Raw genomic sequence first — 22,798 nt, forward strand, 5'->3', positions numbered from 1 at the left:
TGCGCAACGGCGTCGATGCCGGCCAGTTCCTTCAGCACGAACAGCATGTCCTTGACGGGGGCGTTATAGCTCATGGTCGATGTTCCAATCAGACGGGGTATGAGGGGCGCTATGGGACGAGAGGCGGTGATAGCGGCTCAGGCCCTTGCGACGACGTGGGTCATCGTAATGCCGGGGCGGTGGATTCTTATTGTCATATCCGGCCCATGTGGTGACAAAATCGGCCACGGGATTTGGGGTAGAGACGGGAGTCGGCCGGCTGGACAGGGGTCTGGCCGGAGCCGGGTTCGATCATTCAGACGAATCGGTGAGCAATCGGCGCGCCGCGCCGGGGCGATCGTCACCGCCTGTCCGAACAGCCATTCCCACGAATGCAGATCCCCGAGAAGCGTCCAGGCACTGGAAAGGAGTCGCCACGTTTGATGGGTTACCGCGACCCATGAGAAAGCTCACTGCCCCCCTCCGCCGACTGGCCAAGAACACGCGATACGGTTCCGACAACTTCCTTGAGGAACACCTTGATCATCGGATGGTTGCGCTCGCCGCGGCGATAGGCGACATAAATCTTGCGCCGCACCTCCGGTTTCAACTTGACCCACGCCACGCCGGCTGGCGCCCGCAGTACCCGCAGCCCAGGGGCAACCGACACCGAGCAACCGGAGGCCACCATGGCTTCGACCATTTCGGATCCACGGCATTTGGCGTTGATACGAGGTTCGAAGCCGGCGCGACGACACAAGTCGATGACGAAACCGCCGAAGGTATTCCACGTGGATTCCATCGCCCAGGTTTCATGCCGGAGATCGGCGACACCCAGCGACGGCATGTTGCTCAACGGATGATCCGTCGCGACCGCCACGTAAAGGACATCCTCGGCCAGCGGCACGACCTCGATGTTCTCCCGGTCATTGCCCGCCGCGATCGAAAGATCGTCGATCAGCGCGATATCCGTTCGCCACGCCCGGAGTGCGGCGACCGCGTCAATGGGCTCCAGTTCTTCAAGTTCGATTTCCAGTCGCGGATACGCGGGCCGCAGCTTCTTGAGCACGTCAGGAAGTACCAGCGACGCAATCGACGGAAACGCAGCAACGCGCAGTTCCCCCACCATCTCGCGCCGCAGCTCTGCCATTTCCGAGCGCGCCTCGTCCAGTACGACCATCATCCGTTCGGCGTGACCTGCCAATGCATGCCCCGCCGGCGTGAGCCTGACGCCACGGCCGACGCGCTCCGTCAGTTTGACACCCGCCTCCTCTTCCAGCTGCGCGATCTGCTGTGAAACAGCCGATGGTGTCAGGTGCAAAGCTTCAGCGGCGGCCGCCATCGTTCCATACCTCGCCAACTCCAGAAGTGCCCTCAGTCGCCCGACTTCCAACGCGTACCTCCACAAGGTGGATCATTAAAAATAGCTAATGTATAACTCAATAAACGATAAGTATACGTGGATGGAATTGCGACCTAAAGTAGCCAGCCAGCAATAGCGGAAAACACGGGCATGCCGTCGCCGGGCTTCGAGTCAGCAATGAATTGACCGGCAGAACCATCGACTTCGATCGCTCGGGTGTGTCTGCCGCTGATTGTCGCTCCCCCCATTTTTCATCGCGTGAAGAAAACGATGCGTGATTCCATACTCAAGATCGCGGTACTGTTCGGCGGCGCCAGCGAAGAGCGCGACGTCTCCATTTCCAGCGCCGCTCAAGTGATCAAGGCACTGCGTTGCGCCGGTCACGGCGTGGCGGCAATAGACACCTCTCGAGGCGCGCCGTCGCCGGAAGAAGATGCGCTTCTCCTGACCTCGCGGATAAACGACGCACCGCCGCCGTCCTGCGCGCCTGCCCAATCGCCCTCGGCTGTCTTCGACCTGCTCCGCTGTCGCGAACTGACTGAAGCCGATGTCGCATTTCTTGCTCTGCACGGCGGCGCCGGCGAGGACGGCACCATTCAGGCGATGCTCGACCTGGCAGGCGTGCCTTATACGGGCAGCGGACCCATGGGTAGCGCAATTGCCATGAACAAGAACATGACGAAGCACCTGTTCTCCTCCGTCGGCATCCGCACGCCGCGCTGGTTGATGCTGCCGTGCGACTTCGATGACATACCCCAACGCGTCGGCTATCCGCTCATCGTCAAGCCAAATCGGCAGGGCTCGACAGTTGGCCTGTCGCTGGTACGCACTCCAGACGAACTGGAAGACGCAGTGAGCCTCGCTCGCCGGTTCGACACGCAAGTGATGGTGGAGCAGTACATCGCCGGCCGGGAGCTGACCGTCGGCGTGCTGGGCGCACAGGCACTGAGCGTGGGTGAAATCGTCATCGAGCCGGGGACGATTTTCGATTACCGGTCGAAGTATCAAGCGGGACATGTGCTTGAACAGTTTCCCGCCACGTTGCCGGCGGCCACGCTCGAAGCGGCGCAACGCATCGCGTTGCGCGCTCACGCCCTGCTGGAACTCGACGGCTACAGCCGCACGGACCTCCGGCTGGACGCGCAGGGCATTCTCTGGTGTCTTGAAGTGAACACGTTGCCGGGCATGACCTCCACGAGCCTGCTCCCGCAATCCGCGGCCGCATCCGGTATCGCGTTTCCGCAGCTCTGCGAGCAGATCTGTCTTGCGGGCATCAATCGCCATCAGGTGCGCTCATGACTTCCAGCGCGCCAACCTCTTTCGCGCACCCTGCGCGAGCGAACCTCCAGGGATTGTTCGGCTTCGATTCGATCCGCGTACCGCGTTTCCGTCTGCTCGACGGCGCAACGCCGATTCACCCGCTGCCGCGCCTGAGCGCCTATCTTGGCGGTGCGGCCATTCATGTGAAGCGGGAGGATGTAGCGGGCGTGGGTGGCGGCGGCAACAAATTGCGGAAACTGGAACTGCTGATTGGAGAGGCATTGCAGTCAGGCGCCGACACGGTCATCACGGTTGGCGCGCGACAATCGAATCACGCACGGCTGACCGCGGCTGCGGCAGCCCGCGCGGGGATGCGATGCGAGGTTGTTCTCACTCGCTCCGTGCCGCGCGACGACGCCGATTACATTGAAAGCGGCAACATCCTGCTCGATAAACTGTTCAACGCACGCGTGCACGATTTGCCGGCTTCGGCCGACGCGATGGCTTACGCCATCGCACGTGCAGACGAACTGCGTGCTGCAGGCCACCGTGTCTATGTCTGCCCGTTCGGCGGATCAAGTCCGGTTGGCTGTCTCGCCTATGCGGCGTGCGCAGCCGAAATCGTCCGGCAGTCCCGGGCGCAAGGCAACCACTTCGATCGCATCATCGTGCCCAACGGAAGTGGGGGCACGCACGCCGGGCTGGTTGCCGGCTTTGCCGCGCTCGGAACCGGGACGATCGAAGTCGACGCCTACACCGTCTATGCCCCAGCCGCAGACGCTCATCTCGCCACGCTAGACAAGGCGCAGCAGACGGCCCGCATCATCGATCCCGATACGGAAATCTCGCCCGATGCCGTTCGCGTCGACGCGTCGCAACTCGGCCCCGGCTACGGTATCCCCACGGACGCGATGCGCCGAGCCGTCGGGCTGCTGGCCTCGCAAGAAGGGCTGTTGCTCGATCCTGTCTATAGCGGAAAGGCGTTTGCGGGGCTGATCGAAGGGGTTACGTCAGGTCGTTACGCATCCGACAAAAACATTCTCTTCGTCATGACCGGGGGATTGCCTGGCTTATTCGCCTACCGGCACGAGTTTCAGGCGGCTTGAGATGGCTGAGCGAGCGCCATAGGCCGTCCAGATGCGGCATTTCAAGGCGAACCGAGACCACCTACCTCCCGTGCAGACTCGTTCGAAAACACCGAACGTCATCGTCACGTCGATGGTACGTCTGGGCACCTCGGCCACAACACAATGGCCCTTCCGGTCGTTTTTCTGGATGGCGATCAAGTGGGCAGCAGGATGGCGGCAGAGCTGAGGCGCGGCCTTTATAACGGTGAGGAGAGGAAGGTTCTATCAACAGACGAACTCGTTGACTTCAACGGTTCGGAGTTGGAGGATTTGATTCCCAATCAGCGCTTAGTGGAAGCTGTAGACCGCATTTTTCGCGCCCCGGAACAGCAGTTTTCGGAAGTCGCGGCGACGGGGAAGCCCATCGTGCCGCAGGTTGACGCTTGGGCTAAGCGTGAAGGCATCGAACTCACGCCTGGCTGGAAGGTGGAAATCGCTAAGCGCGTGAAGGCCATCTTGCTCTCCAAGGGGATCAACGACGTCGACGACGATCTGCTTGAGCGATGGGTACCGCTCTTCGCCCGGTTTGAGCAATCCGTCAATTGACGTTCAATTCACTCACAGTGGTCGGCATTCGAACGCCTTCAACGGCCCCGATGACGCGTCAATCAAAATGACTGCAGAACAGCCGTTGAGGGTGCGCGGGCTCCAACGGCGGTAGTGGATCGATTGATCGCCATGTCCTCCACGAAACAATCGACGACTTGGAACTATACTGGGCAACCAGGAGGTTTCCATGACCGATCACGACAGACTGCATCCACTACGTCCGCTCCTGAAAAATTGGGTTTGGGAGCATGGTCGAATCGGGACTCGCTATCTGGACTGCGTTGATGGCGAAATCAGGTTTGACGAGGGCAAGAAGTCGCATTTCGCGGCCGAGAAATATATCTATGTGCCCCTTGGAAAGGGCGCTGAAGACGATGCATCTGCGGAGGGTCCTGCGATCCACGAGGCTGGACTTGCCCGGTTTTTGCGGGCCGCGCAGTTGGGTACGCCGGAGGAAGCCGGTTCTGTAGCGGATGTCCAGCGCGCAGTGCAGGACTGCGTGGAGATCGGCCTGTTCAGCGCATATCAATGGGAGGCTCGAAATGCGTTTGCCCGATATGCGCAGGAACCGATGTTCGATGACGAGATCCGCGCGGCGGTTGTCGACGACATCCGGCGTATTTACGCCGGCATGCGGGAGCAACTGGCGCTGTACGATTTCAGTGTGCTCCACGGTTTGCCCATGCCGCTGCTTATCAGCGACACGCCCTTCATCGACTGGCGCGTGCGTGCCAGTCCGGCACTTCCGTTTGTATCGCTCCCGCTGGGACCTTACTGCCTGCTGGTAGGCGCGCCGTCAGGCAGGAAAAGCCGAATCGCCCCGGTCGTCTGGAAGGCCGCTGCCGCGATGGGCCCGTTGAAGGATCACAACCGCCAAATCGAGGAGCAGGCACGTCTGTGGCTGGTGGCGACCACGGATGACCAACTCGTCGCTGCGCAAAGCCGCATTGCTGCGGCCATCGGCTCCAGGCAAGGGAACGTGAAACCCTGACCGAAGTTGACCTTAAGCAGATCGTCGGCGGTGGCTGAATTATGAGCGGTAGTCAGTTGCCTCGTCGGGCGGTTACTGCCTACAAATATCGTCGGATCACCGGGTTTCCCTGTTTTGCCGTACGTTGCAATGCGGTAACGTCGCCATGCGGCCATGAAGAGACGTTCGACACCAGCGTCCAGATCGTTGACACCGAATCGGCAGGCCCATGCCGCCTGCGGCCAGTCACGTGTGAAACCGACTGTTCGCCACCGAACATCGACAGCGCCTCGCGATCAGCTATGCCCTGAAATTCTTACCGAGACAGTTACTCAGTGTGTAGTAGTGCCGGAATACGTAATGTAGCGGTTGCCATCGTTCGATATCAATTCGGCCGGTTGGCGTGAGCAAACCAGTATGTACGTGGATTCGCAAAGCCTTCAACTCTGCGGCAACCAGCTCATGGCCGTTCCCGATCCTGTGCATGCGTACGACGCTTGCTTCGATCTGAATCGGACACTCCGCAACCCTATGGGGTGCTATACATTCACTTGCTTTCGCATTCAAATCTGCACATCGAAATTTGTCACGCTCAAATCGGTAGCCCATCTGCTTCTTGTTGTCTGGAACTACTTCGGAGCCCGTAGTCGCGGCGATAGCTTCGACGTTCTTCCACAGCGAAGCATCCGGCAAGTTGAGCACCGCTTCTGGACGCTGGAGAATATTGCTATAGCATTGGCCTGCCGTACTCAACCCGATCAAGAGCGTATCCGATAACGCCCAGTACGAAGAAATAGGACTCAGGTTGGTCGCCCCATCGGGATTCACGCTGGATACCAGCGCCACCGGAGTTCCGAAGTACAAGACGGGTAGTTCGACAACGTCTGTTCGCATTGCTCTCTCGAGAAGTTCAATTCCGCCCATTCTCGACGCGATACTCAGCGATATGTTTCAGTCCGCGATGAAATATCGGCGTCGAGGGCCGGTCGCACTACAAGAGATCGCGCAGACGAATGTCCGCTCCGAGGAATATCAAAGGGCGGCTCCGGGTCGGCAGCGGCCGCCCCGATCCCCTCCCTACTTCATCGCCACCAACGGCCCGACAAACGCCTCGAAGTGCGGCAACCAGATCGGTATCGCCTCCTTGACGGCAAACATCCCGTGCCCGTTCTTGCCGAACGGCGGCTCGACAACCATCTGCCCGCGCCCACCCGCCCCCTGAAACGCGGCGAACCAGGTCGCCACCACCTCCGGCGAGAAATACTTGTCGTTCTGCACGTAATGCCACAGCACCGGCACACGCGTCGTGCCCGCGAAATGCCCGATCGTGTCGGCCATCTGCTTCGGATCGCACGGCATGCCGGGATGAGTCGTCGGATTCCCGCCGCGCCCGCCCGAGAAGTTCACCACCGCAACCACCCCTTGCGGCGCGTAGCTCGCCGCCGCCAGCGAAGCAAAACCACCCGCCGATTGCCCGACCAGCACGACGCGGTTTCGATCCACCTGCGGCAACGTCTGCGCATACCGCACGGCCGCGAGCACATCGCGCGCGGCCTGCTGGCCCGCAGCGAGGTAATCGGGATGCCGGCACGAACCCGCATCCTCTTCATCGACCCCGCCCGTCGCCCCGTACCCGCGGCGGATCGGCACGATGACAGCGAAACCAAGTTGCACGAATGTCCGGATCTGCGGCAACGCGCGGTAGCGGCGCACCTTCGGCCGGTCGCGCGGATCCGGCGGGCTGCCGTGGCTCAGCACGATCAGCGGAAAGGGCCCTGGGCCGTCCGGCATGTAGGTGGTGGCAACGATGTCCCGCGTGCTCGCCCCTTCGTCGACCGGGACCTTGACGACAGTCTCATGCAGATCCGGCGCGATGGACGTGTCTTCGACCGCCGTCGCCGCGCAGCCGACGACGGAAGCGATCAGCGCGCCCGAAACCAGCACCCGGTACAGGTGGATGGCAATCTGCTTTCGACGAACGACGATGCTCATGGGTGATCTCTCCACGAATCCGCAGCCGACGGCCCACGCTGCCGCGACGCATACGGCGAAAGGCGTCAGTGTATCCGGGCGGCGGCTCGGGCGGGCCAGTCGCACACGCGCAACCCGCACCGGCATCGCAGCAGCCCCATTCGCGTGCGCTCACCACCGATAGCTGACATCCCCCGTCACCATCAGCCGCGTGCCATAGAAACACCCACCCGCCGAAAAACACGACGATACATAAGTCCGGTCGAACAGGTTGTTCACATGCGCCGCGACGCGCCACCCCTTCCAGGCGGGCCGCTCGACACCCAGGTCATACGACAGCCCGAGATCGAACAGCACGACAGCCGGTACATCGAACGTATTGACGTTGTCGCCCGCACTGCGCCCGACATAACGCACGCCCCCACCCACCCTCAACCCGCGCAACCCCGGCCGCTCAACCGCATAGTCCAGCCACAGCGATGCGAGATGCCGCGGCACCGCCGCCACGCGCTTGCCGACGACGGTCGAATCCGTATCGGCCTGCACCGTCGTATCGAGATACGTGTACGCAGCAATCACATCCAGTTGCTTCCACACACGCGCACGCCCTTCCAGCTCGATCCCGCGCGATCGCACCTCCCCCGTCTGCACGCTGAAGAACGGATGCTCCGGATCGGCGGTCAGGACATTGCGCTGGCGAATATCAAACGCAGCGATCGATGCATTCTGCAACCGATCCGGCGACTGATAACGCAGCCCGACCTCGAACTGCTTCGCCTTCATCGGCGTGAACGGCTGGCCATCGAAGCGCGTGCCGAGCGCCGGCTCGAACGAAGTCGAATAGCTCAGGTACGGCGCAAAGCCGCTAGCGAACAGATAAACCGCCCCCGCGCGCCCCGTGAATGCCCGTGTACTCTGCCGCACGCTCGCGGACCGCAGCAGGTCGTCGGTCGTGGTACGCGACCACTCCTCACGCCCGCCGAGCGTGAAAACCCACCGATCCCAGCGCACCTGATCCTGCAGATAAACGCCGATCCGGTCAGGCGTCTGGCGCGTCTGCTGCGCGACCGGCGGCACCGCATACGGCTGCCCGTAATCGGGCGCCCGCGTATCGAGCGGCGGTGCCACGCCAAAACCCGATCCGACGAGGTTCGCCACCGCATGCTCATACGACAGCCCGGCCAGCACCGTATGCTCGACCGGCCCCGTCATCACGCGCATCTCGGCCTGGTTGTCGAGCGCGAGATGGTTCACGTGCTCGCGCGACCACGACAGCGACCGGTTCAGCACACCGGGCGAAAGGTACGGCGCGATGAAATTGACGGCCGCGCCCGCGAAGTCGACATCGAGGTGCGTATAGCGCACGTTCTGCCGGACCTTCCACGTCGAGTTGAAACGATGCTCGAACGCATAGCCGATCGTCGCTTGCGTGCGGTCATACGTGTCGAAGCCCGGCAGGCCCGAAAAGAAATGCGTCGGAATCCGCCGCCCCGCATCCGGCCAAAGCGTACCGAGGGCCGGCAGCCAGCCCGCGAAGTTGTTGTGCGGGTCGCGCTGGAACGACCCCAGCAGCGTGAGACTCGTATCGGCGTTCGGCTGCCACGTCAGCGACGGCGCGACGACGATCCGCTGCTGCCGCGAATAATCGATCTGCTCGTCCGCACGGCGCGCGAGGCCGTCGATCCGGTAGCGCCATGTACCGTCCTGCGTCACGGGCCCGCTGAAGTCGAATGCAAGCTGCCCGCGATCGCGGTTGCCGGTCTGCACGGCGAGCAGGTGCTGTGCGTCGCGGGTCGGCCGCTTGCTGACCATGTCGACGATGCCGCCCGGGCTCGCCTGCCCGTACAGCACCGACGCCGGGCCGCGCAACACGTCGATGCGTTCGAGCGTCCACGGATCGACGACGCTCGCGGCCCAGTTCACGCCTTTCGGCAGCGGCAGGCCGTCGAGCATCTGCGGATTGATCGCCGCTGCCGCGAAGCCGCCGAAGCCGCGCAGGAACACACTCTCGAGCACGCCGCCGGGGCGCGAGTCCGCGTAGGCGCCCGGCGTGTAGCGCAGGCTGTCGCCGACGCTGTGCACGTCCTGCCGGTCCATCTGTTCTCGCGTGACGACGGACAGGCCCTGCGGCACCTCGACGATCGCCGTGTCGGTCTTGGTGCCCGCGCGCGACACATCGGCCGCGATGCCGCTCACGGGACCGACGCCCGTCTCGCGTCGCCCGTCGACGACGATCGGCGCGAGCATCGGCGCATTCGCGGGCTCGCCCGCGTTCGGCGCATCCTGCGCCGCAGCGGCAACCGGCATCGTGGCCGTACAGGCCAGTGCGGCCGCCCAGCCCGGCACGCGCCGCAACGCCGCGCGCGGCAACGGAAATCCTGGCCGCGCATGGCGGCCGGTGTGTGACTGATTCATCTCGGGTTATCCGGGAAGCGGAGACGGACGTCGGCGGATACGCCGCGCCGTTGAGTAGGGAGACGGGCCGCTCATGCAACGGCGGCCTCGACTGAACAGCGAACGGGAATCATTTACGCCGACGCGGCGCGGGTAAATGCCGGCGGACGCAATCGACGAATGTGCGGCGCGCATCGATCGGCCGCAGGTTCATTCGTCTGGCGTTAGCAAAATGTCACGCTTGAATATCGTTATCCTGAACGATCAACGCGAATGATCGGATGATAGGATAGCGACACCCTCCAGTTTCAAGCGAAACACGCAATGTCAAGCCTGCCCCCGGCCACTCGGCACTCGCTCGTCGATTCGGCAATCGAGATCCTCAAATCCAATATCACTTCCGGCATCTGGCGCGTCGGTCAGCGCATTCCGACCGAGCTCGATCTCGCGAAGCAGCTCGAGGTCGGGCGCAACACGGTGCGCGAAGCGGTTCGCACGCTCGCGTATTCCGGCGTGCTCGACGTGCGTCAGGGCGACGGCACCTATGTGCGCCGCAATGTCGATCCGGCCGAGACGATGCGCGACGTCGATCGCGCCGCGCGCAGCGACCATCTCGAGCTGCAATGCATGCTCGAAACGGAATGCGCGCGCTACGCGGCGCGCCGGCGCACCGACGAGGATCTCGCGACGTTGCGCAAGCTGCTGAAGGCACGCGGCGAGCGTGAAGCAACGCGCGACGTGAAGAAGTTCGTCGAGCGCGATCGCGCATTTCATATCGCCGTGGCCGCCGCCTCTCACAATCACGCGCTCGAAGCGCTGTATCGCTACTTCTCGGGGTCGATCCTCGCGAACATCGAGGACGTCCTCGTCGAACTCGACAAGGCCGCGATTCCCGAGCCGGACCTGCAGGCGCACCAGGCCTTGCTCGACGCGATCGAGCAGCGCGACGAGAACAAGGCGGTTCGCGCGACCCTTGCGATCCTCAAGCCGCAAATGACCTGGCTCGATACCCACGAGACCCACGAGACGCCCGCCGGCTGACGGGCCCGTCCCGCGCAACGCGGCGACGGCCGCGATCACGTCGCTTCGCCGATCCGGCACGGACCGATCCCGGTGTGCCCGCTTGCGGGCGAAACCAGCCCGGCATCCGGGCAACACTTGCGGTCGACCTTGCATCATGTAAGATTCAAGTGATCCAATCATCCTATGATTGGATCACTTGCACCGACACGTTGCGAATTTCCGGTTTCGCCGCCCAGGGGAAGGCATTCGACGCGGCACCGCTTCCCTTTTGCTGACAACGGCGGCGCATCGATGCACGAGATTTCCATGAAGTCCGGCGTGCCTTGCCTGCCCGGCGGTCGACCATGACGGGCAGGCGCCGAAACCCGGCGCGTTTGCCGCCGTCCACTCGCTGCCACCCGATGCCGGCGCCGGGCAATCGCACCACCGATGCGTGCGTCACGCGCGATGCCGCACGCAATCGTTGCGTGCGCTGCAGTCACGCTGTGCGCGCGTATCCCGCACTACCACTGCGCCGCATGCACGCGATGACACGGAGAAGCCGATGGCACCCGACCTGAACCTGCTGATTTCGCTCGACGCACTGCTCGAAGAGGGCAGCGTCGTCGGCGCCGCACGCCGCATGAACCTCAGCCCGCCCGCGATGAGCCGCACGCTCGCGCGCATCCGCGAAACGGTCGGTGATCCGATCTTCGTGCAGGCGGGCCGCAAGATGGTGCCGACGCCGCGCGCGCTCGAACTGCGCGGCGTCGTCCGCGAAACCGTGGAGCGCGCGTCGCAGTTGCTCGCCCCGTCCACGGAAATCGATCTCGGCACGCTCGACAAGCAGTTCAACGTGCGCGCGAACGACATCTTCGTCGGCCTGCACAGCAGCCGCCTGCTCGAGGAGATGGCGCGCGGGATGCCGCGCGCGATGCTGCGCTTCATGCCCGAGGAAGACGACATCGATGACGACGCATTGCGCAGCGGCCGCATCGACCTGTTCATCAGCGCATCGCGCCGCCTGGGACCGGAGATTCGCGTGCAGCCGCTGTTCACGACGACCTTCGTCGGTCTCGCGCGCGACGATCACCCGATCTTCGACGACGACATCACGCCGGAACGCTTCGCGCGCTGGCCGCATATCGGCGTCTCGCGGCGCGGCAAGTCGGCGGGGCCGATCGACGACGCGCTCGCCGCACGCGGGCTCGCACGGCACGTGCAGCTCGTCGTGCCGACCCCGTATGCGGCGATCTTCGCGCTGCAGGCATCGGACCTGATCCTGCCGCTGCCCGAGCATCTCGCGCGCGGCGCGGTGCGGGCCGGGCTCGGCGTGCGCACGTTCGAACTGCCGGTGCCGCTCGAAACCGTGCTGATCACGCAGGCGTGGCATCCGCGCTTCCAGAGCGACCCCGCGCACCAATGGTTGCGGCGTGTCGTGCGCGGGCTGTGCACCGGCCAGCCGGCGCTGCATCCGGCGCACGCATGACGCATGCGTCGCACGCACTCGTCGAGTGCAAAGACGTCACTGTTCCGCATGCATCGCTCGACCGTAGACTGGCTTCGTCCTTTCTCACGGAGCGAGCGCAGTGCATGACGCAGCAGATCCGACCCGCGCCGTCGCGGCGCCGCCCCGCCGCCTGAATCGCGCGGCCGCGGCGCTGATCGCGCGCATCGACATCTTCACGCCGCGCCGCGCGTATGTCGCGCGCTCGGTCATCGCCGCCGCGCTCGCGCTCGGCGTCGCGTACCTGCTCCAACTGGAAACCCCATACTCGGCGGCGTCGACGGTGCTGCTCGTGATCAACCCCGTGCAGGGCGCGGTGATCGGCAAGGGCGTGTGGCGCGTAGTCGGCACGGTCGCCGGGATGGTCGTCGCGTTCGTGCTGATGGGCTGCTTCGCACAGCAGCCGCTGCTGTTCATCCTCGGCTTCGCGTTCTGGCTCGGTGTCTGCGTCGCGGGCATGACGCTGCTGCGCCATTTCCGCGCGTCGGGCACCGTGGTGGCCGGCTACACGATCGGCCTCGCGACCTACGGCGCGATGCAGCATCCCGAGCTGACCTTCGAGCACGTGATCGGGCGCGGCTCGACCGTCGCGATCGGCGTGCTGTGCCTGAGCCTCGTGTCGATGCTGCTCGGCACGCGCGACGTGCATGCGAAGCTCGAAGCGCTGGTGACGCGCGTCACGGCCGATGTCGCGCGGGTCATCGCCGCGCAGCGCAACGGCCTCGCGGCGGCGCCCGCCGACGACAAGCGGCACGCGCTGTTCGCCGGCATCTACGGCATCGACGATCTGCTCGCACTCGGCAAGGCCGAATCGGAAGACCTCGCGCAGCGTGCGGCCGCCGTGCGGCACGGGATGGCATCGCTGTTCGGCGCGCTCGCGGGCGGCATGCCGCCGCTGCCGGCCGACAGTCCCGGTGCGAAAGCGGTTGCGTCGCTGCAGCCGCGTCTTGCGGCCGCGTGGCAGGCCGCCGCCGACGCATTGGCCGACGGCCCCGGTGGCGCGACGCGCGCGCTTGCGCTGCTGGCCGATGCGCGCAAAGGCCTGCGTGCGGCGCTCGACGGCATTGCGCTCGGCCATCCGCGCGACGACGCGGCGCTGCTGATCGCCGGCGAGCGGCTGATCGAACAGATCGACGACTATTGCGCGGCACTGGACGGCCTCGTCGAACTGCAGCGCCCGCGGCCGGGCTACCGCCCTGCGCGCGTGCACTTTCACCGCGACACGGGCGCGGCCGTTCGCAACGGCGTGCGCTCGGCCTGCGCGATTGCGATCTCCGGCGCGTTCTGGCTCGTGACCGGCTGGAACCAGGGCGACATGATGCTGCTCGTCGTCGCACCGTATTGCGCGCTGCTCGCGACCGCCGGCAACCCGGCCGCCGGCGCGCAGGCGTTCATCAAGGGCACGGTGCTGGCCGTGCCGGCCGCGTTCGTATGCGCGTTCGGCATCCTGCCGCGCATCGAAGGCTTTCCGCTGCTCGTCGTCGCGCTTGCGCTGTTCTGGATGCCCGGCATCTACGCGACGAGCGTGCCGAAGACCATGCTCGCGGGGCTCGCGTATCTCGTCGCGTTCAACACGCTGACCGGCGCGACCAATCCGTTCCGCCCCGACATCGCACTGTTCCTCAACCAGTCGGTCGCGTGGGTACTCGCCACCTTCCTCACGCTGCTCACGTTCCGGTTGATCCTGCCGCGCAACCTGGCCACCGACGCGACGCGGCTGCGCCGCACGATCCGCGACGACACGCTCGCGCTCGTGGCCGGCCGGCGCGTCACGGCGGCGGGCTGGCAGCAGCGCCAGCAGCACCGCATCGCGCAGCTCGGCGCGCTGCTGGCCAGCCAGCCGGCCGCGATGACGCAGGCGAGCATCGAGGCGCTCGCGTCGCTGCATGTCGGCAAGGAACTACTGCGGATTCGCCGCGGCGCCGCGCGCGACGGCCTGCCCGACAGCGCGCAGCGAACCGTGCGTGCCGGGCTCGCCGGCCTCGCGCGGCATGCGACGGCTCCCGCACACGCGGCCCGGCATGCTCGACGCGCCGCGCACGCGCTCGCCGGCCTCGCCGCCGCGCAGCCGGGCAACACCGAGCTGAAGTGGCTGATGGCCGCGTTCGCCGACGTCTACGTGCTGCTGCACACGTACGCCGCCTATTTCACCGCCGTTCCGGAGCGCGCCCGCGATGCTCAGTGAATTCCCGTTGGCCGGTATCTACCTGCCGCCCTTTTTCGTCTACGCGTGCGCGACCGTGCCGCTCTACATGGCCGTGCGCGCACTGCTCGCCCGGCTCGGCGTGCTGCGCCGCGTGTGGCATCCGGCGCTGTTCGAGTTCGCGATTTCGCTCGTGCTGGTCGCCGCGCTGATCCTCTATTTCTAGTCTCCCGTCGGAACGTATCGCGTCATGTCGCTCAACCCCCTCACCCGCTCCCTGCTGACGCTCGCCACGGTGGCCGTCGCGATCGTGCTGGTCGCCGCGCTCTGGCATGCGTACGTCCTCGCACCGTGGACGCGCGACGCACGCGTCAGCGCGCACGTCGTGCGGATCGCGCCCGAAGTGTCGGGCACCGTCGTCGAAGTCGCGGTGGCTGACAACCAGCGCGTCGCGAAAGGCGACGTGCTGTACCGGATCGATCCGCAGCGCTTCGCGCTTGCGGTGGAGAAAGCCGAAGCGCAGGTCGCCGCGACCGCCGAATCGATGCGCCAGAAGCGCGACGAAGCGCAGCGGCGCACCGGCCTCGACGATCTCGTGCCGCGCGAGGATATCCAGCGCTCGAGCCGCGCGGTGGCGATCGCGCAAGCCGAGCATCGCAAGGCGCTGGCCGCGCTCGACGTCGCGAAGCTCGATCTCGCACGCACGACGCTGCGCTCGCCGGTCGACGGCTACGTGACGCAGCTGCGCCTGCGTCATGGCGACTACGCGGTCGAAGGCAAGCCCGGCATCTCGGTGCTCGATGCACACAGCTTCTGGATCACCGGCTATTTCGAGGAAACCAAGCTGCGCCGCATCGCGACGGGTGCGCCCGCAACGATCCGGCTGATGGGCTTCGATCCGCTGCTGAGCGGGCACGTGACGAGCATCGGCCGCGGCATCGCGGACGAGAACGGCACGCTCGACGAGCTCGGCCTGCCGGCCGTCAATCCGACCTTCAGCTGGGTGCGGCTCGCGCAGCGCATTCCGGTACGCATCGAGATCGACCAGGTGCCGGCCAGTGTGCTGCTGGCGGCCGGCATGACATGCAGCGTCGAAGTCGGCGTACACGGGCACGAGCGCACGCCGCGCGGCCGGCTCGCGTCGTGGCTGCATGCGTGGATGTGAAGGGGGCGACGATGCGATGCCCGTTCACTCCTTTGCACGCGACGCGCTACGTGCGTGCCCTCACCGCGGCGTGTGCATGCGCGCTGGCCGCATGCACGACGGTCGGCCCCGATTACGTGGCGCAGCAGCCCGCGCATCCGCCCGGCTGGAGCGCGCCGCGCGACACGGTGGCCACCGATCCCGCGCAGTTGCAGGACTGGTGGCGCGCGTTCGGCGATGTGCAGCTCGACGCACTGGTCGCGCAGGCGATCGCGCACAACCAGGATCTCGCGATCGCGCGCCAACGGCTGCTGCAGGCGCGCGCCGAGCGTGACCAGATCGCGACCCGTCTGGGCCCGACCATCACCGCGGGCGGGAACGCCGACGCGCTGCGTTCGTCGCGGGCGCTCGACTGGCCGCCCGGGATCGGCCAGTCGCGCACCTACCGGCTCGGCTTCGATGCATCGTGGGAACTCGACCTGTTCGGCGGCACGCGACGCGCGGTCGAAGCGGCCGATGCGCAGATCGATGCGCTCGACGACGATCGTCACGCGATCCTCGTGAGCCTGCTGGCCGAACTCGCGTCGGATTACGCGGCGCTGCGCGCGACCCAGGAGCGGCTGCGGATCGCGACGGACAACGTCGCGAGCCTCGACGCGACGCGGCGGCTGACCGAGCAATCGAACCGGCGCGGCCTCGGCACGTCGTTCGCGGTGGCGCAGGCGCGGGCCGAGCTGCAGCTCGCGCAGGCGACGTTGCCGCCGCTGCATCGGGATGTCGTGCAGTTCGCCCACGCGATCGGCGTGCTCGTCGGCGGTTTTCCGGAAACGCTGCGCGACACGCTGAGCGCGCCCGGCGCGACGCTGCCGGTCGCACCCGCATTGCCCGTCACGCTGCCGTCGGACGTGATCCGCGAGCGCCCCGACATTCGCGCGGCCGAACGGCGGCTTGCCGCCGCGACCGCGCAGATCGGCGTCGCGCGCGCCGAGCAGTTTCCGCATTTCGCGATTCCGCTGAGCCTCGGCACGACCGCAAGCCTCGTGCAGGACCTGTTCACGGGCGCGAGCGTCGCCTGGTCGGTCGCGCTCGACGGCACGCAGACGCTGTACGACGGCGGCCGCGCGAAAGCCGGCGTCGACGCCGCGCGTGCAGCGGCCGAGGCCGCACGGCTCGCGTACGAGCAGCGCATCCGCGGCGCGTTTCGCGATGTCGAGGACGCGCTGGTCGCGATCGGCGCCGCGCGCGACCGGCAGGCCACGCTCGCCGCAGCCGTCGACAGCAGCCAGGATGCGCAGTCGCGCGCGACGCGGCTGTACCGCAACGGCCTCGGCGAATACCTGTCGGTGCTCACCGCGCAGCGCGCAACGTACCGCGCACGCGATGCGCTCGCACTCAGCCGGCTCGCGCAGGTGCAAGGCGCGATCGCGCTCTACAAGTCGCTCGGCGTCGGCTGGCGCGATGCGCCGCCGGTCACGCAGGCCAGCACAACACCAGCCAACGCACCTTGACCGCCGCCGCACGACCGTCCCGACGCTTCGCCGTCGCTCATCCACCGGAGAAACCTCGATGCCCGCTCTCGATCCGAATGATTTCACGCTGCACGACATCCATCTCTTTCCGGCCTGCGTGTTTTGCGCCGAACACGCGACACCGGGCTACGCGCCCCGCTGGGAACGCGAGATCGCCGCGCTGATGCGCCACGGCGAGCCATTCATCATCGTCTACATCGAGCTCGATACCGACGAGGGCCACGACGACCGCAAGCATCGCGCGGTCTGGCTCAAGCAGAACAAGGACGCGCTGGGCGCCGTCTGCAAGGCGCTCGTCAGCGTCGAACCCGATCCCGACCGGCGCGCCGAAGTGGCCGCGCACGGCGAAACCGCCGTCAAGGCATTCGGGATTCCGCATCATGCGGTGGCGTCGTTCGGACAGGCCCTTTCGCTCGCCGCGCGGCTCACGCGGCAGCATTCGGGGGATGACGCATGACAGGCCGGACCACAGGCATGACGGGGCCGGCGCGCCACGCCGCGCCGCACTCGCCACGAACACGAGGGCCGGCATGCGCTATCCCGCCCTGACGATCACAGGCTCGCACACGCTTGCGTCATGTCCGTCGCAGCTCCCCGATGGAGGCGAGGTGCTGTTGTGGCGGCTGCGCGGCGAATGGCAGCTCGTCACCAGCGAGCAAGGTCATCTCTGCCTGTCGAAGACGGAGCTGCGGCGGGTCAGGACGCATCCCAATCGCGCGCATGCCCGGCGCTTCGCGATCGGCCGGTCGGCGCTGCGCGCGATCCTGGGAACGCTGGCCGGCCGCGCCGCCGACGAGCTGACGCTGATCGACCGCGATGCCGACCATATCGCGGTCGCGGGCTGCGACTTGCTGGACGGGCTCGACGTCGTGGTCGGCCATGCCGGGATCTGGATCGTCATCGCGATCGCGCGTGGCCCGATCGGGCTGGGCATCGTGCAGACCAGCGCGCGCGCCGATCCGGTATCGCGCGATCAGCTGCGGCTGGACAGCATCTCGAATGCGTGTGGAAGCGGACACGGCGCCACGCTCGATGCGCTGGCGCCGCTCGCGGGGGCATTCCGCGAGGTCGATACGCCGCATGCCGGCCACTGGCGCCTGCTCGATATCCCGTTCTCCGGCCTGGCCTGCGCGGCAACCGTGGCCGCGCGCCAGATGGACCGGATCCACGCGGTAGGCTGGCGCGGCGAGCGGAAGGACTGGCTCGCTGATCGCGATCGGCATCTGCGGGCGGCGAAGGTGCACGCTGCGGCGGCCTCAGTCACGGCCTGACAGGCCGGCTTCGGGGTTCGCCAGCTGCATGCGTGGGTGATTCCCGCCTTCGGAATCGCCCATGGGAGCCGTTCATGGGAGCGTGAGAAGGTTGCCGGTTATGGGAGCGTGCAGCGCGGCAGTCTGACCCGCTTCCGCATCCCTCCCGAATTTTTCCCTCCTCCATCAAACCTCCATCTTTCCGCACAAAAACCTCCATCGGGCACACGCACACTGCGATCCGAAAATGCGGGCCATCGGGTGCCTGCGTCCCATGGAGTCCACATGAAGATTCAGAAACGATGCTGCTACGGTGCCGTCAGTGCGCTGGTGGCGGCGATGCTGGCGGGTTGCGGGCCCGCCGAACAGCAGGCCGCCGCGCCAGCCACCCCGGTCGCGGCGATGACAGTGGCCGCTTCGCCCCTCGATGTGAGCGAAGACCTGCCGGGCCGCGTCGCGGCCGTCCGGATCGCCGAGATCCGGCCGCAGGTCAGCGGCATCGTGCAGCGTCGCCTGTTCGAGCAAGGCACCGAAGTCCGCGCAGGCCAGTCGCTGTTCCAGATCAATCCGGCGCCGTTCAAGGCCGAAATGGATACGGCCGCCGCGTCGTTGCAGCGTGCGCAGGCTGCGCTCGAACGTGCAAAGGTGCAGACGGCGCGCTTCAAGCCACTCGTCGAGGCCGACGCAATCAGCCGCCAGGTGTACGACGACGCCGTGTCGCAGCGCGATCAGGCCGCCGCCGATGTCGCACAGGCCCGCGCAACGCTCGCGCGCCGCCAGCTCGACCTGAAGTTCGCGACGGTCGAAGCACCGATCTCAGGCCGTATCGACCAGGCCCTCGTAACCGAGGGCGCGCTCGTGTCGAGCAGCGACAGCCGGCCGATGGCGCGCATCCAGCAGATCGACCAGGTCTATGTCGACGTGCGCCAGCCGGCCGCATCGCTCGAATCGCTGCGCGGCGCGCTCGCGGCGCAACCGGACGCGACGGGCAACGGCCTTCCGGTCGCCGTGCTGCGCGACGACGATACGCGCTACGACGTGAAGGGCCGCATGCTGTTCTCGGGCGTCAACGTCGATCCGGGCACCGGCGACGTGCTGTTGCGCGTGCTGGTCGACAACCCGCAGCGTCAGCTGCTGCCGGGCATGTACGTACGTGCCCGGGTCCCGCGCGCGCACTACGCGAACGCCGTGATGGTGCCGCAACAGGCGGTCGTGCGCGCCGGCGGCAAGCCGCAGGTGTGGGTGCTCGACGCGAAGGGCACCGCGCATCTGAAGGCTGTCGAGGTCGGCGAACTGACGAACCGCAGCTACCGCATCAAGTCGGGTCTGCAGGCCGGCCAGAAGATCGTCGTCGAAGGCATGGAACGCCTCGTCGACGGCGCGCCGGCCGCCGCAACCGACTGGAAGTCGCCCGACGCGGCAGCCACCGCGTCCGCGCACTGAGTCACGAGGAGCCTCCAGTCATGGCTGAATTCTTTATCCGCCGCCCTGTATTTGCGTGGGTGATCGCGCTCTTCATCATCCTGGCGGGGCTGATCGCGATCCCGCAACTGCCGGTCGCGCGCTACCCGTCGGTCGCGCCGCCTTCCGTCACGATCACCGCGAGCTACCCGGGCGCCACGCCGCAGACGATGAACGACGGCGTGCTGAGCCTCATCGAGCGCGAACTGTCCGGCGTCAAGAACCTGCTGTACTTCGAATCGTCGGCCGATACGTCCGGCTCCGCACAGATCACCGTGACGTTCAAGCCCGGTACCAATCCGGAGATGGCGCAGGTCGACGTGCAGAACAAGATCAAGTCGGTCGAGCCGCGCCTGCCGGCAGCCGTGCGCCAGAACGGGCTGATCGTCGAGTCCGCGTCGTCCGGCTTCCTGATGCTGATCGGCCTGCGCTCCGACAACGGCCGCTTCGACGAAGGCGCACTCGCCGACTACATGGCGCGCAGCGTGTCCGAGGAACTGCGGCGAGTCGACGGCGTCGGGCGCGTGCTGCAGTTCGGCTCCGAACGCGCGATGCGCATCTGGGTCGATCCGCAGAAACTGATCAATTTCGGCCTGTCGATGAGCGACCTGACGACCGCGATCGGTCAGCAGAACGTGCAGATCGCGCCGGGCAGCCTCGGTGCGCTGCCCGCGCTGCCGGGCCAGCGCGTGACCGTGCCGCTCACCGCGCAGGGCCAGCTCACGACGCCGGAAGAGTTCGCGAAGGTCGTCCTGCGCGCAAACGCGGACGGCTCGAAGGTCGTGCTCGGCGACGTCGCACGCGTCGAACTCGGCTCGCAGAACTACACGTTCGTGAGCCGCGAGAACAACAAGCCTGCCACCCTCGCCGGCGTGCAGCTCGCGCCGGGTGCCAACGCGGTGAAGACCGCGGACGCGATCCGTACGCGCATGGCCGAACTGAGCAAGTCGATGCCGTCGGGCATGACCTACTCGATCCCGCTCGACACGTCGCCGTTCGTGAAGATCTCGATCGAGAAGGTGCTGCACACGCTGCTCGAAGCGATGGTGCTCGTGTTCCTGGTGATGTACCTGTTCCTTCAGAACGTGCGCTATACGCTGATCCCGGCCATCGTCGCACCGGTCGCGATGCTCGGCACGTTCACGGTGATGCTGATGACCGGCTTCTCGATCAACGTGCTGACGATGTTCGGCATGGTGCTCGCGATCGGCATCATCGTCGACGATGCGATCGTCGTCGTCGAGAACGTCGAGCGCCTGATGGCGGAGGAAGGACTGTCGCCGAAGGACGCAACGTCGAAGGCGATGAAGGAAATCACCGGCGCGATCATTGGCGTCACGCTGGTGCTGACCGCGGTGTTCCTGCCGATGGCAATGGCAAGTGGCTCGGTCGGCGTGATCTACAAGCAGTTCACGATGTCGATGGCCGTGTCGATCCTGTTCTCGGCGCTGCTGGCACTGACGCTCACGCCGGCCCTGTGCGCGACGATGCTCAAGCCGCTCGACCCGGGCCATCACGAGAAACGCGGCTTCTTCGGCTGGTTCAACCGCCGCTTCGATCGCCTGACGAAGTGGTACGAGACGCGCGTCGGCCGCCTGGTTGGCCGCACGGGTCGCGTGATGCTGGTGTTCGTCGCGATTTCGGGTGCACTGGTGTTCGGCTTCCGCAGCCTGCCGTCGTCGTTCCTGCCGGACGAGGACCAGGGCTACTTCATCACCAGCTTTCTGCTGCCCGCAGACTCTACCGCCGAGCGTACGCATGACGTGGTCAAGACGCTGGAGAAGCATCTTGCTTCGCGTCCGGCAATCCAGTCGAGCATTTCCGTGATCGGCTACGGCTTCTCGGGCCAGGGTCCGAACGCGGCGATCAACTGGTCCGTGATGAAGGACTGGAAGAACCGCGGCGGCTCGTCGACGATCGAGGAAGGCATGCTCGCGCAGCAGGCAATGGCCGGCGTGACCGAAGGCACCGTGATGAGCCTGCTGCCGCCGGCCATCGACGAACTCGGCAACAGCTCGGGCTTCTCGATGCGTCTGGAAGACCGTGCCAACCAGGGCACGGCGGCGCTCAAGGCAGCGGAAGTCAAGCTGCTCGAACTCGCCGCGCAAAGCAAGGTCGTGACCGGTGTGTACCCGGACAGCCTCCCTGCCGGCACGAGCATCCGCCTCGAGATCGACCGCGCGAAGGCGCAGGCGCTCGGCGTGTCGTTCACGACGCTCAGCGACACGCTGTCGACTGCGATGGGTTCGACCTACGTGAACGATTTCCCGAACGCGGGTCGCATGCAGCAGGTGATTATCCAGGCCGATGCGCCCGCGCGCATGCAGATCGACAACGTGATGAAGCTGTACGTGCGCAACGCGGCCGGCGGCATGGTGCCGCTGTCTGAAGTGGTTCGCCCGGTATGGGCCGAGACGCCGCTGCAGATGGTGCGCTTCAAGGGCTACCCGTCCGCGCGACTCTCGGGCACCGCCGCCCCGGGCCAGTCGAGCGGCGCGGCCATGGCCGAGATGGAGCGTCTCGCTGCGCAACTCCCGCCGGGCTTCGCGGTCGAGTGGACCGGCCAGTCGCTGCAGGAACGCCAGTCGGCGTCGCAGGCGCCGATGCTGATGGTGCTGTCGATGATCGTCGTGTTCCTGGTGCTCGCCGCGCTGTACGAAAGCTGGTCGATCCCGCTGTCGGTGATGCTGGTGGTGCCGCTCGGCCTGATCGGCGCGATTGGCGCGGTGCTGCTGCGCGGCATGCCGAACGACGTGTTCTTCAAGGTCGGGATGATCACCGTGATCGGCCTGTCCGCCAAGAACGCGATCCTGATCGTCGAATTCGCGAAGCAGTTGCGCGAGGAAGGCAAGGGGCTCATCGAAGCCGCCGTGCAGGCATCGAAGCTGCGTCTGCGCCCGATCCTGATGACCTCGCTCGCGTTCGGCCTCGGCGTCGTACCGCTGATGATCGCGACCGGCGCGAGCGCCGAAACGCAGCACGCGATCGGCACCGGCGTGTTCGGCGGCATGGTGACCGCCACCGTGCTGGCCATTTTCTTCGTCCCGGTGTTCTTCGTGTTCGTGATGAGCATCCAGGAACGCATCTCGGCCTGGCGTGCATCCGGCAAGAAGCTCGCCACCGTGACCCCTGAACAACAAGGTTGATGC

The 22,798-nt window shown here is 66.1% G+C and carries 19 protein-coding genes; 14 read left to right on the plus strand and 5 right to left on the minus strand.

Features of this window, described 5'->3' with window-relative positions; all coding sequences use genetic code 11:
• Both BDI24065_RS41505 and BDI24065_RS13865 read right to left on the minus strand, forming a co-directional pair.
• The coding region (locus tag BDI24065_RS41505) for an acyl-CoA dehydrogenase N-terminal domain-containing protein (RefSeq protein WP_175031904.1) at window positions 1-74 on the minus strand (74 nt) is incomplete at its 3' end.
• 353 nt (window positions 75-427) lie between these two features.
• Window positions 428-1,387 carry a LysR family transcriptional regulator gene (locus tag BDI24065_RS13865; protein WP_368040778.1) on the minus strand — a complete coding sequence of 320 codons (960 nt, stop codon included), beginning with the start codon at window positions 1,385-1,387 and terminating at the stop codon, window positions 428-430.
• A gap of 225 nt (window positions 1,388-1,612) precedes the next feature.
• Here BDI24065_RS13865 and BDI24065_RS13870 point away from each other — a divergent pair, with 225 nt between their 5' ends.
• The 4 genes from BDI24065_RS13870 to BDI24065_RS13885 all read left to right on the plus strand — a co-directional run bounded on the left by BDI24065_RS13870 (window position 1,613) and on the right by BDI24065_RS13885 (window position 5,269).
• Entirely contained in the window at window positions 1,613-2,641 is a 1,029-nt protein-coding gene (locus BDI24065_RS13870) for a D-alanine--D-alanine ligase family protein (protein ID WP_175031754.1), read from the plus strand.
• Window positions 2,638-3,708: a D-cysteine desulfhydrase family protein gene (locus tag BDI24065_RS13875; protein WP_254609754.1), complete on the plus strand. Its 1,071-nt coding sequence runs from the start codon at window positions 2,638-2,640 to the stop codon at window positions 3,706-3,708. The genes BDI24065_RS13870 and BDI24065_RS13875 overlap by 4 nt, the downstream gene beginning before the upstream one ends.
• A gap of 144 nt (window positions 3,709-3,852) precedes the next feature.
• Window positions 3,853-4,275, plus strand: coding sequence for a hypothetical protein (locus tag BDI24065_RS13880; protein WP_175031755.1), 423 nt, complete (start codon window positions 3,853-3,855; stop codon window positions 4,273-4,275).
• Window positions 4,276-4,465: 190 nt separating this feature from the next.
• Entirely contained in the window at window positions 4,466-5,269 is an 804-nt protein-coding gene (locus BDI24065_RS13885) for a hypothetical protein (RefSeq protein ID WP_175031756.1), read from the plus strand.
• Window positions 5,270-5,548: 279 nt separating this feature from the next.
• Here BDI24065_RS13885 and BDI24065_RS13890 read toward each other — a convergent pair whose 3' ends face one another.
• The 3 genes from BDI24065_RS13890 to BDI24065_RS13900 all read right to left on the minus strand — a co-directional run bounded on the left by BDI24065_RS13890 (window position 5,549) and on the right by BDI24065_RS13900 (window position 9,634).
• Complete coding sequence (locus tag BDI24065_RS13890) at window positions 5,549-6,142, minus strand: flavin reductase family protein (protein WP_175031757.1); 594 nt, start codon at window positions 6,140-6,142, stop codon at window positions 5,549-5,551.
• Between the two features lie 183 nt (window positions 6,143-6,325).
• Window positions 6,326-7,240 (minus strand): alpha/beta hydrolase family protein, encoded by a 915-nt coding sequence (locus tag BDI24065_RS13895; protein ID WP_175031758.1) that lies wholly within the window; start codon window positions 7,238-7,240, stop codon window positions 6,326-6,328.
• 150 nt (window positions 7,241-7,390) lie between these two features.
• The gene (locus tag BDI24065_RS13900) at window positions 7,391-9,634 is read right to left on the minus strand and encodes a TonB-dependent siderophore receptor (RefSeq protein WP_254609755.1); all 2,244 of its coding nucleotides are present in this window, start codon (window positions 9,632-9,634) and stop codon (window positions 7,391-7,393) included.
• A 303-nt stretch (window positions 9,635-9,937) separates the two neighbouring features.
• Here BDI24065_RS13900 and BDI24065_RS13905 point away from each other — a divergent pair, with 303 nt between their 5' ends.
• From BDI24065_RS13905 to BDI24065_RS13950, 10 genes are all read left to right on the plus strand, one after another.
• Window positions 9,938-10,654, plus strand: a complete 717-nt coding sequence (locus BDI24065_RS13905) for a FadR/GntR family transcriptional regulator (protein ID WP_175031759.1) — start codon at window positions 9,938-9,940, stop codon at window positions 10,652-10,654.
• 526 nt (window positions 10,655-11,180) lie between these two features.
• Window positions 11,181-12,104 (plus strand): LysR family transcriptional regulator, encoded by a 924-nt coding sequence (locus tag BDI24065_RS13910; RefSeq protein WP_175031760.1) that lies wholly within the window; start codon window positions 11,181-11,183, stop codon window positions 12,102-12,104.
• Window positions 12,105-12,204: 100 nt separating this feature from the next.
• Entirely contained in the window at window positions 12,205-14,307 is a 2,103-nt protein-coding gene (locus tag BDI24065_RS13915; protein ID WP_175031761.1) for an FUSC family protein, read from the plus strand.
• Complete coding sequence (locus tag BDI24065_RS13920) at window positions 14,297-14,491, plus strand: DUF1656 domain-containing protein (protein WP_069250161.1); 195 nt, start codon at window positions 14,297-14,299, stop codon at window positions 14,489-14,491. Before BDI24065_RS13915 ends, BDI24065_RS13920 begins: the two co-directional genes overlap by 11 nt.
• A gap of 24 nt (window positions 14,492-14,515) precedes the next feature.
• On the plus strand, window positions 14,516-15,430 hold the full coding sequence (locus BDI24065_RS13925) for an efflux RND transporter periplasmic adaptor subunit (protein WP_175031762.1): 915 nt from the start codon (window positions 14,516-14,518) through the stop codon (window positions 15,428-15,430).
• A gap of 50 nt (window positions 15,431-15,480) precedes the next feature.
• A complete protein-coding gene (locus BDI24065_RS13930) occupies window positions 15,481-16,917 on the plus strand; it encodes an efflux transporter outer membrane subunit (protein WP_368040779.1) in 1,437 nt (478 codons plus the stop codon).
• Window positions 16,918-16,975: 58 nt separating this feature from the next.
• Window positions 16,976-17,395, plus strand: coding sequence for a hypothetical protein (locus BDI24065_RS13935; protein ID WP_175031764.1), 420 nt, complete (start codon window positions 16,976-16,978; stop codon window positions 17,393-17,395).
• Window positions 17,385-18,209, plus strand: a complete 825-nt coding sequence (locus tag BDI24065_RS13940) for a hypothetical protein (RefSeq protein WP_175031765.1) — start codon at window positions 17,385-17,387, stop codon at window positions 18,207-18,209. Before BDI24065_RS13935 ends, BDI24065_RS13940 begins: the two co-directional genes overlap by 11 nt.
• Window positions 18,210-18,473: 264 nt before the next feature.
• Window positions 18,474-19,631: an efflux RND transporter periplasmic adaptor subunit gene (locus tag BDI24065_RS13945; RefSeq protein ID WP_175031766.1), complete on the plus strand. Its 1,158-nt coding sequence runs from the start codon at window positions 18,474-18,476 to the stop codon at window positions 19,629-19,631.
• Between the two features lie 20 nt (window positions 19,632-19,651).
• Window positions 19,652-22,795, plus strand: coding sequence for an efflux RND transporter permease subunit (locus BDI24065_RS13950; protein ID WP_175031767.1), 3,144 nt, complete (start codon window positions 19,652-19,654; stop codon window positions 22,793-22,795).
• Window positions 22,796-22,798: the final 3 nt, after the last annotated feature.

This window comes from Burkholderia lata (assembly GCF_902499025.1).
Taxonomy (GTDB): domain Bacteria; phylum Pseudomonadota; class Gammaproteobacteria; order Burkholderiales; family Burkholderiaceae; genus Burkholderia; species Burkholderia lata_C.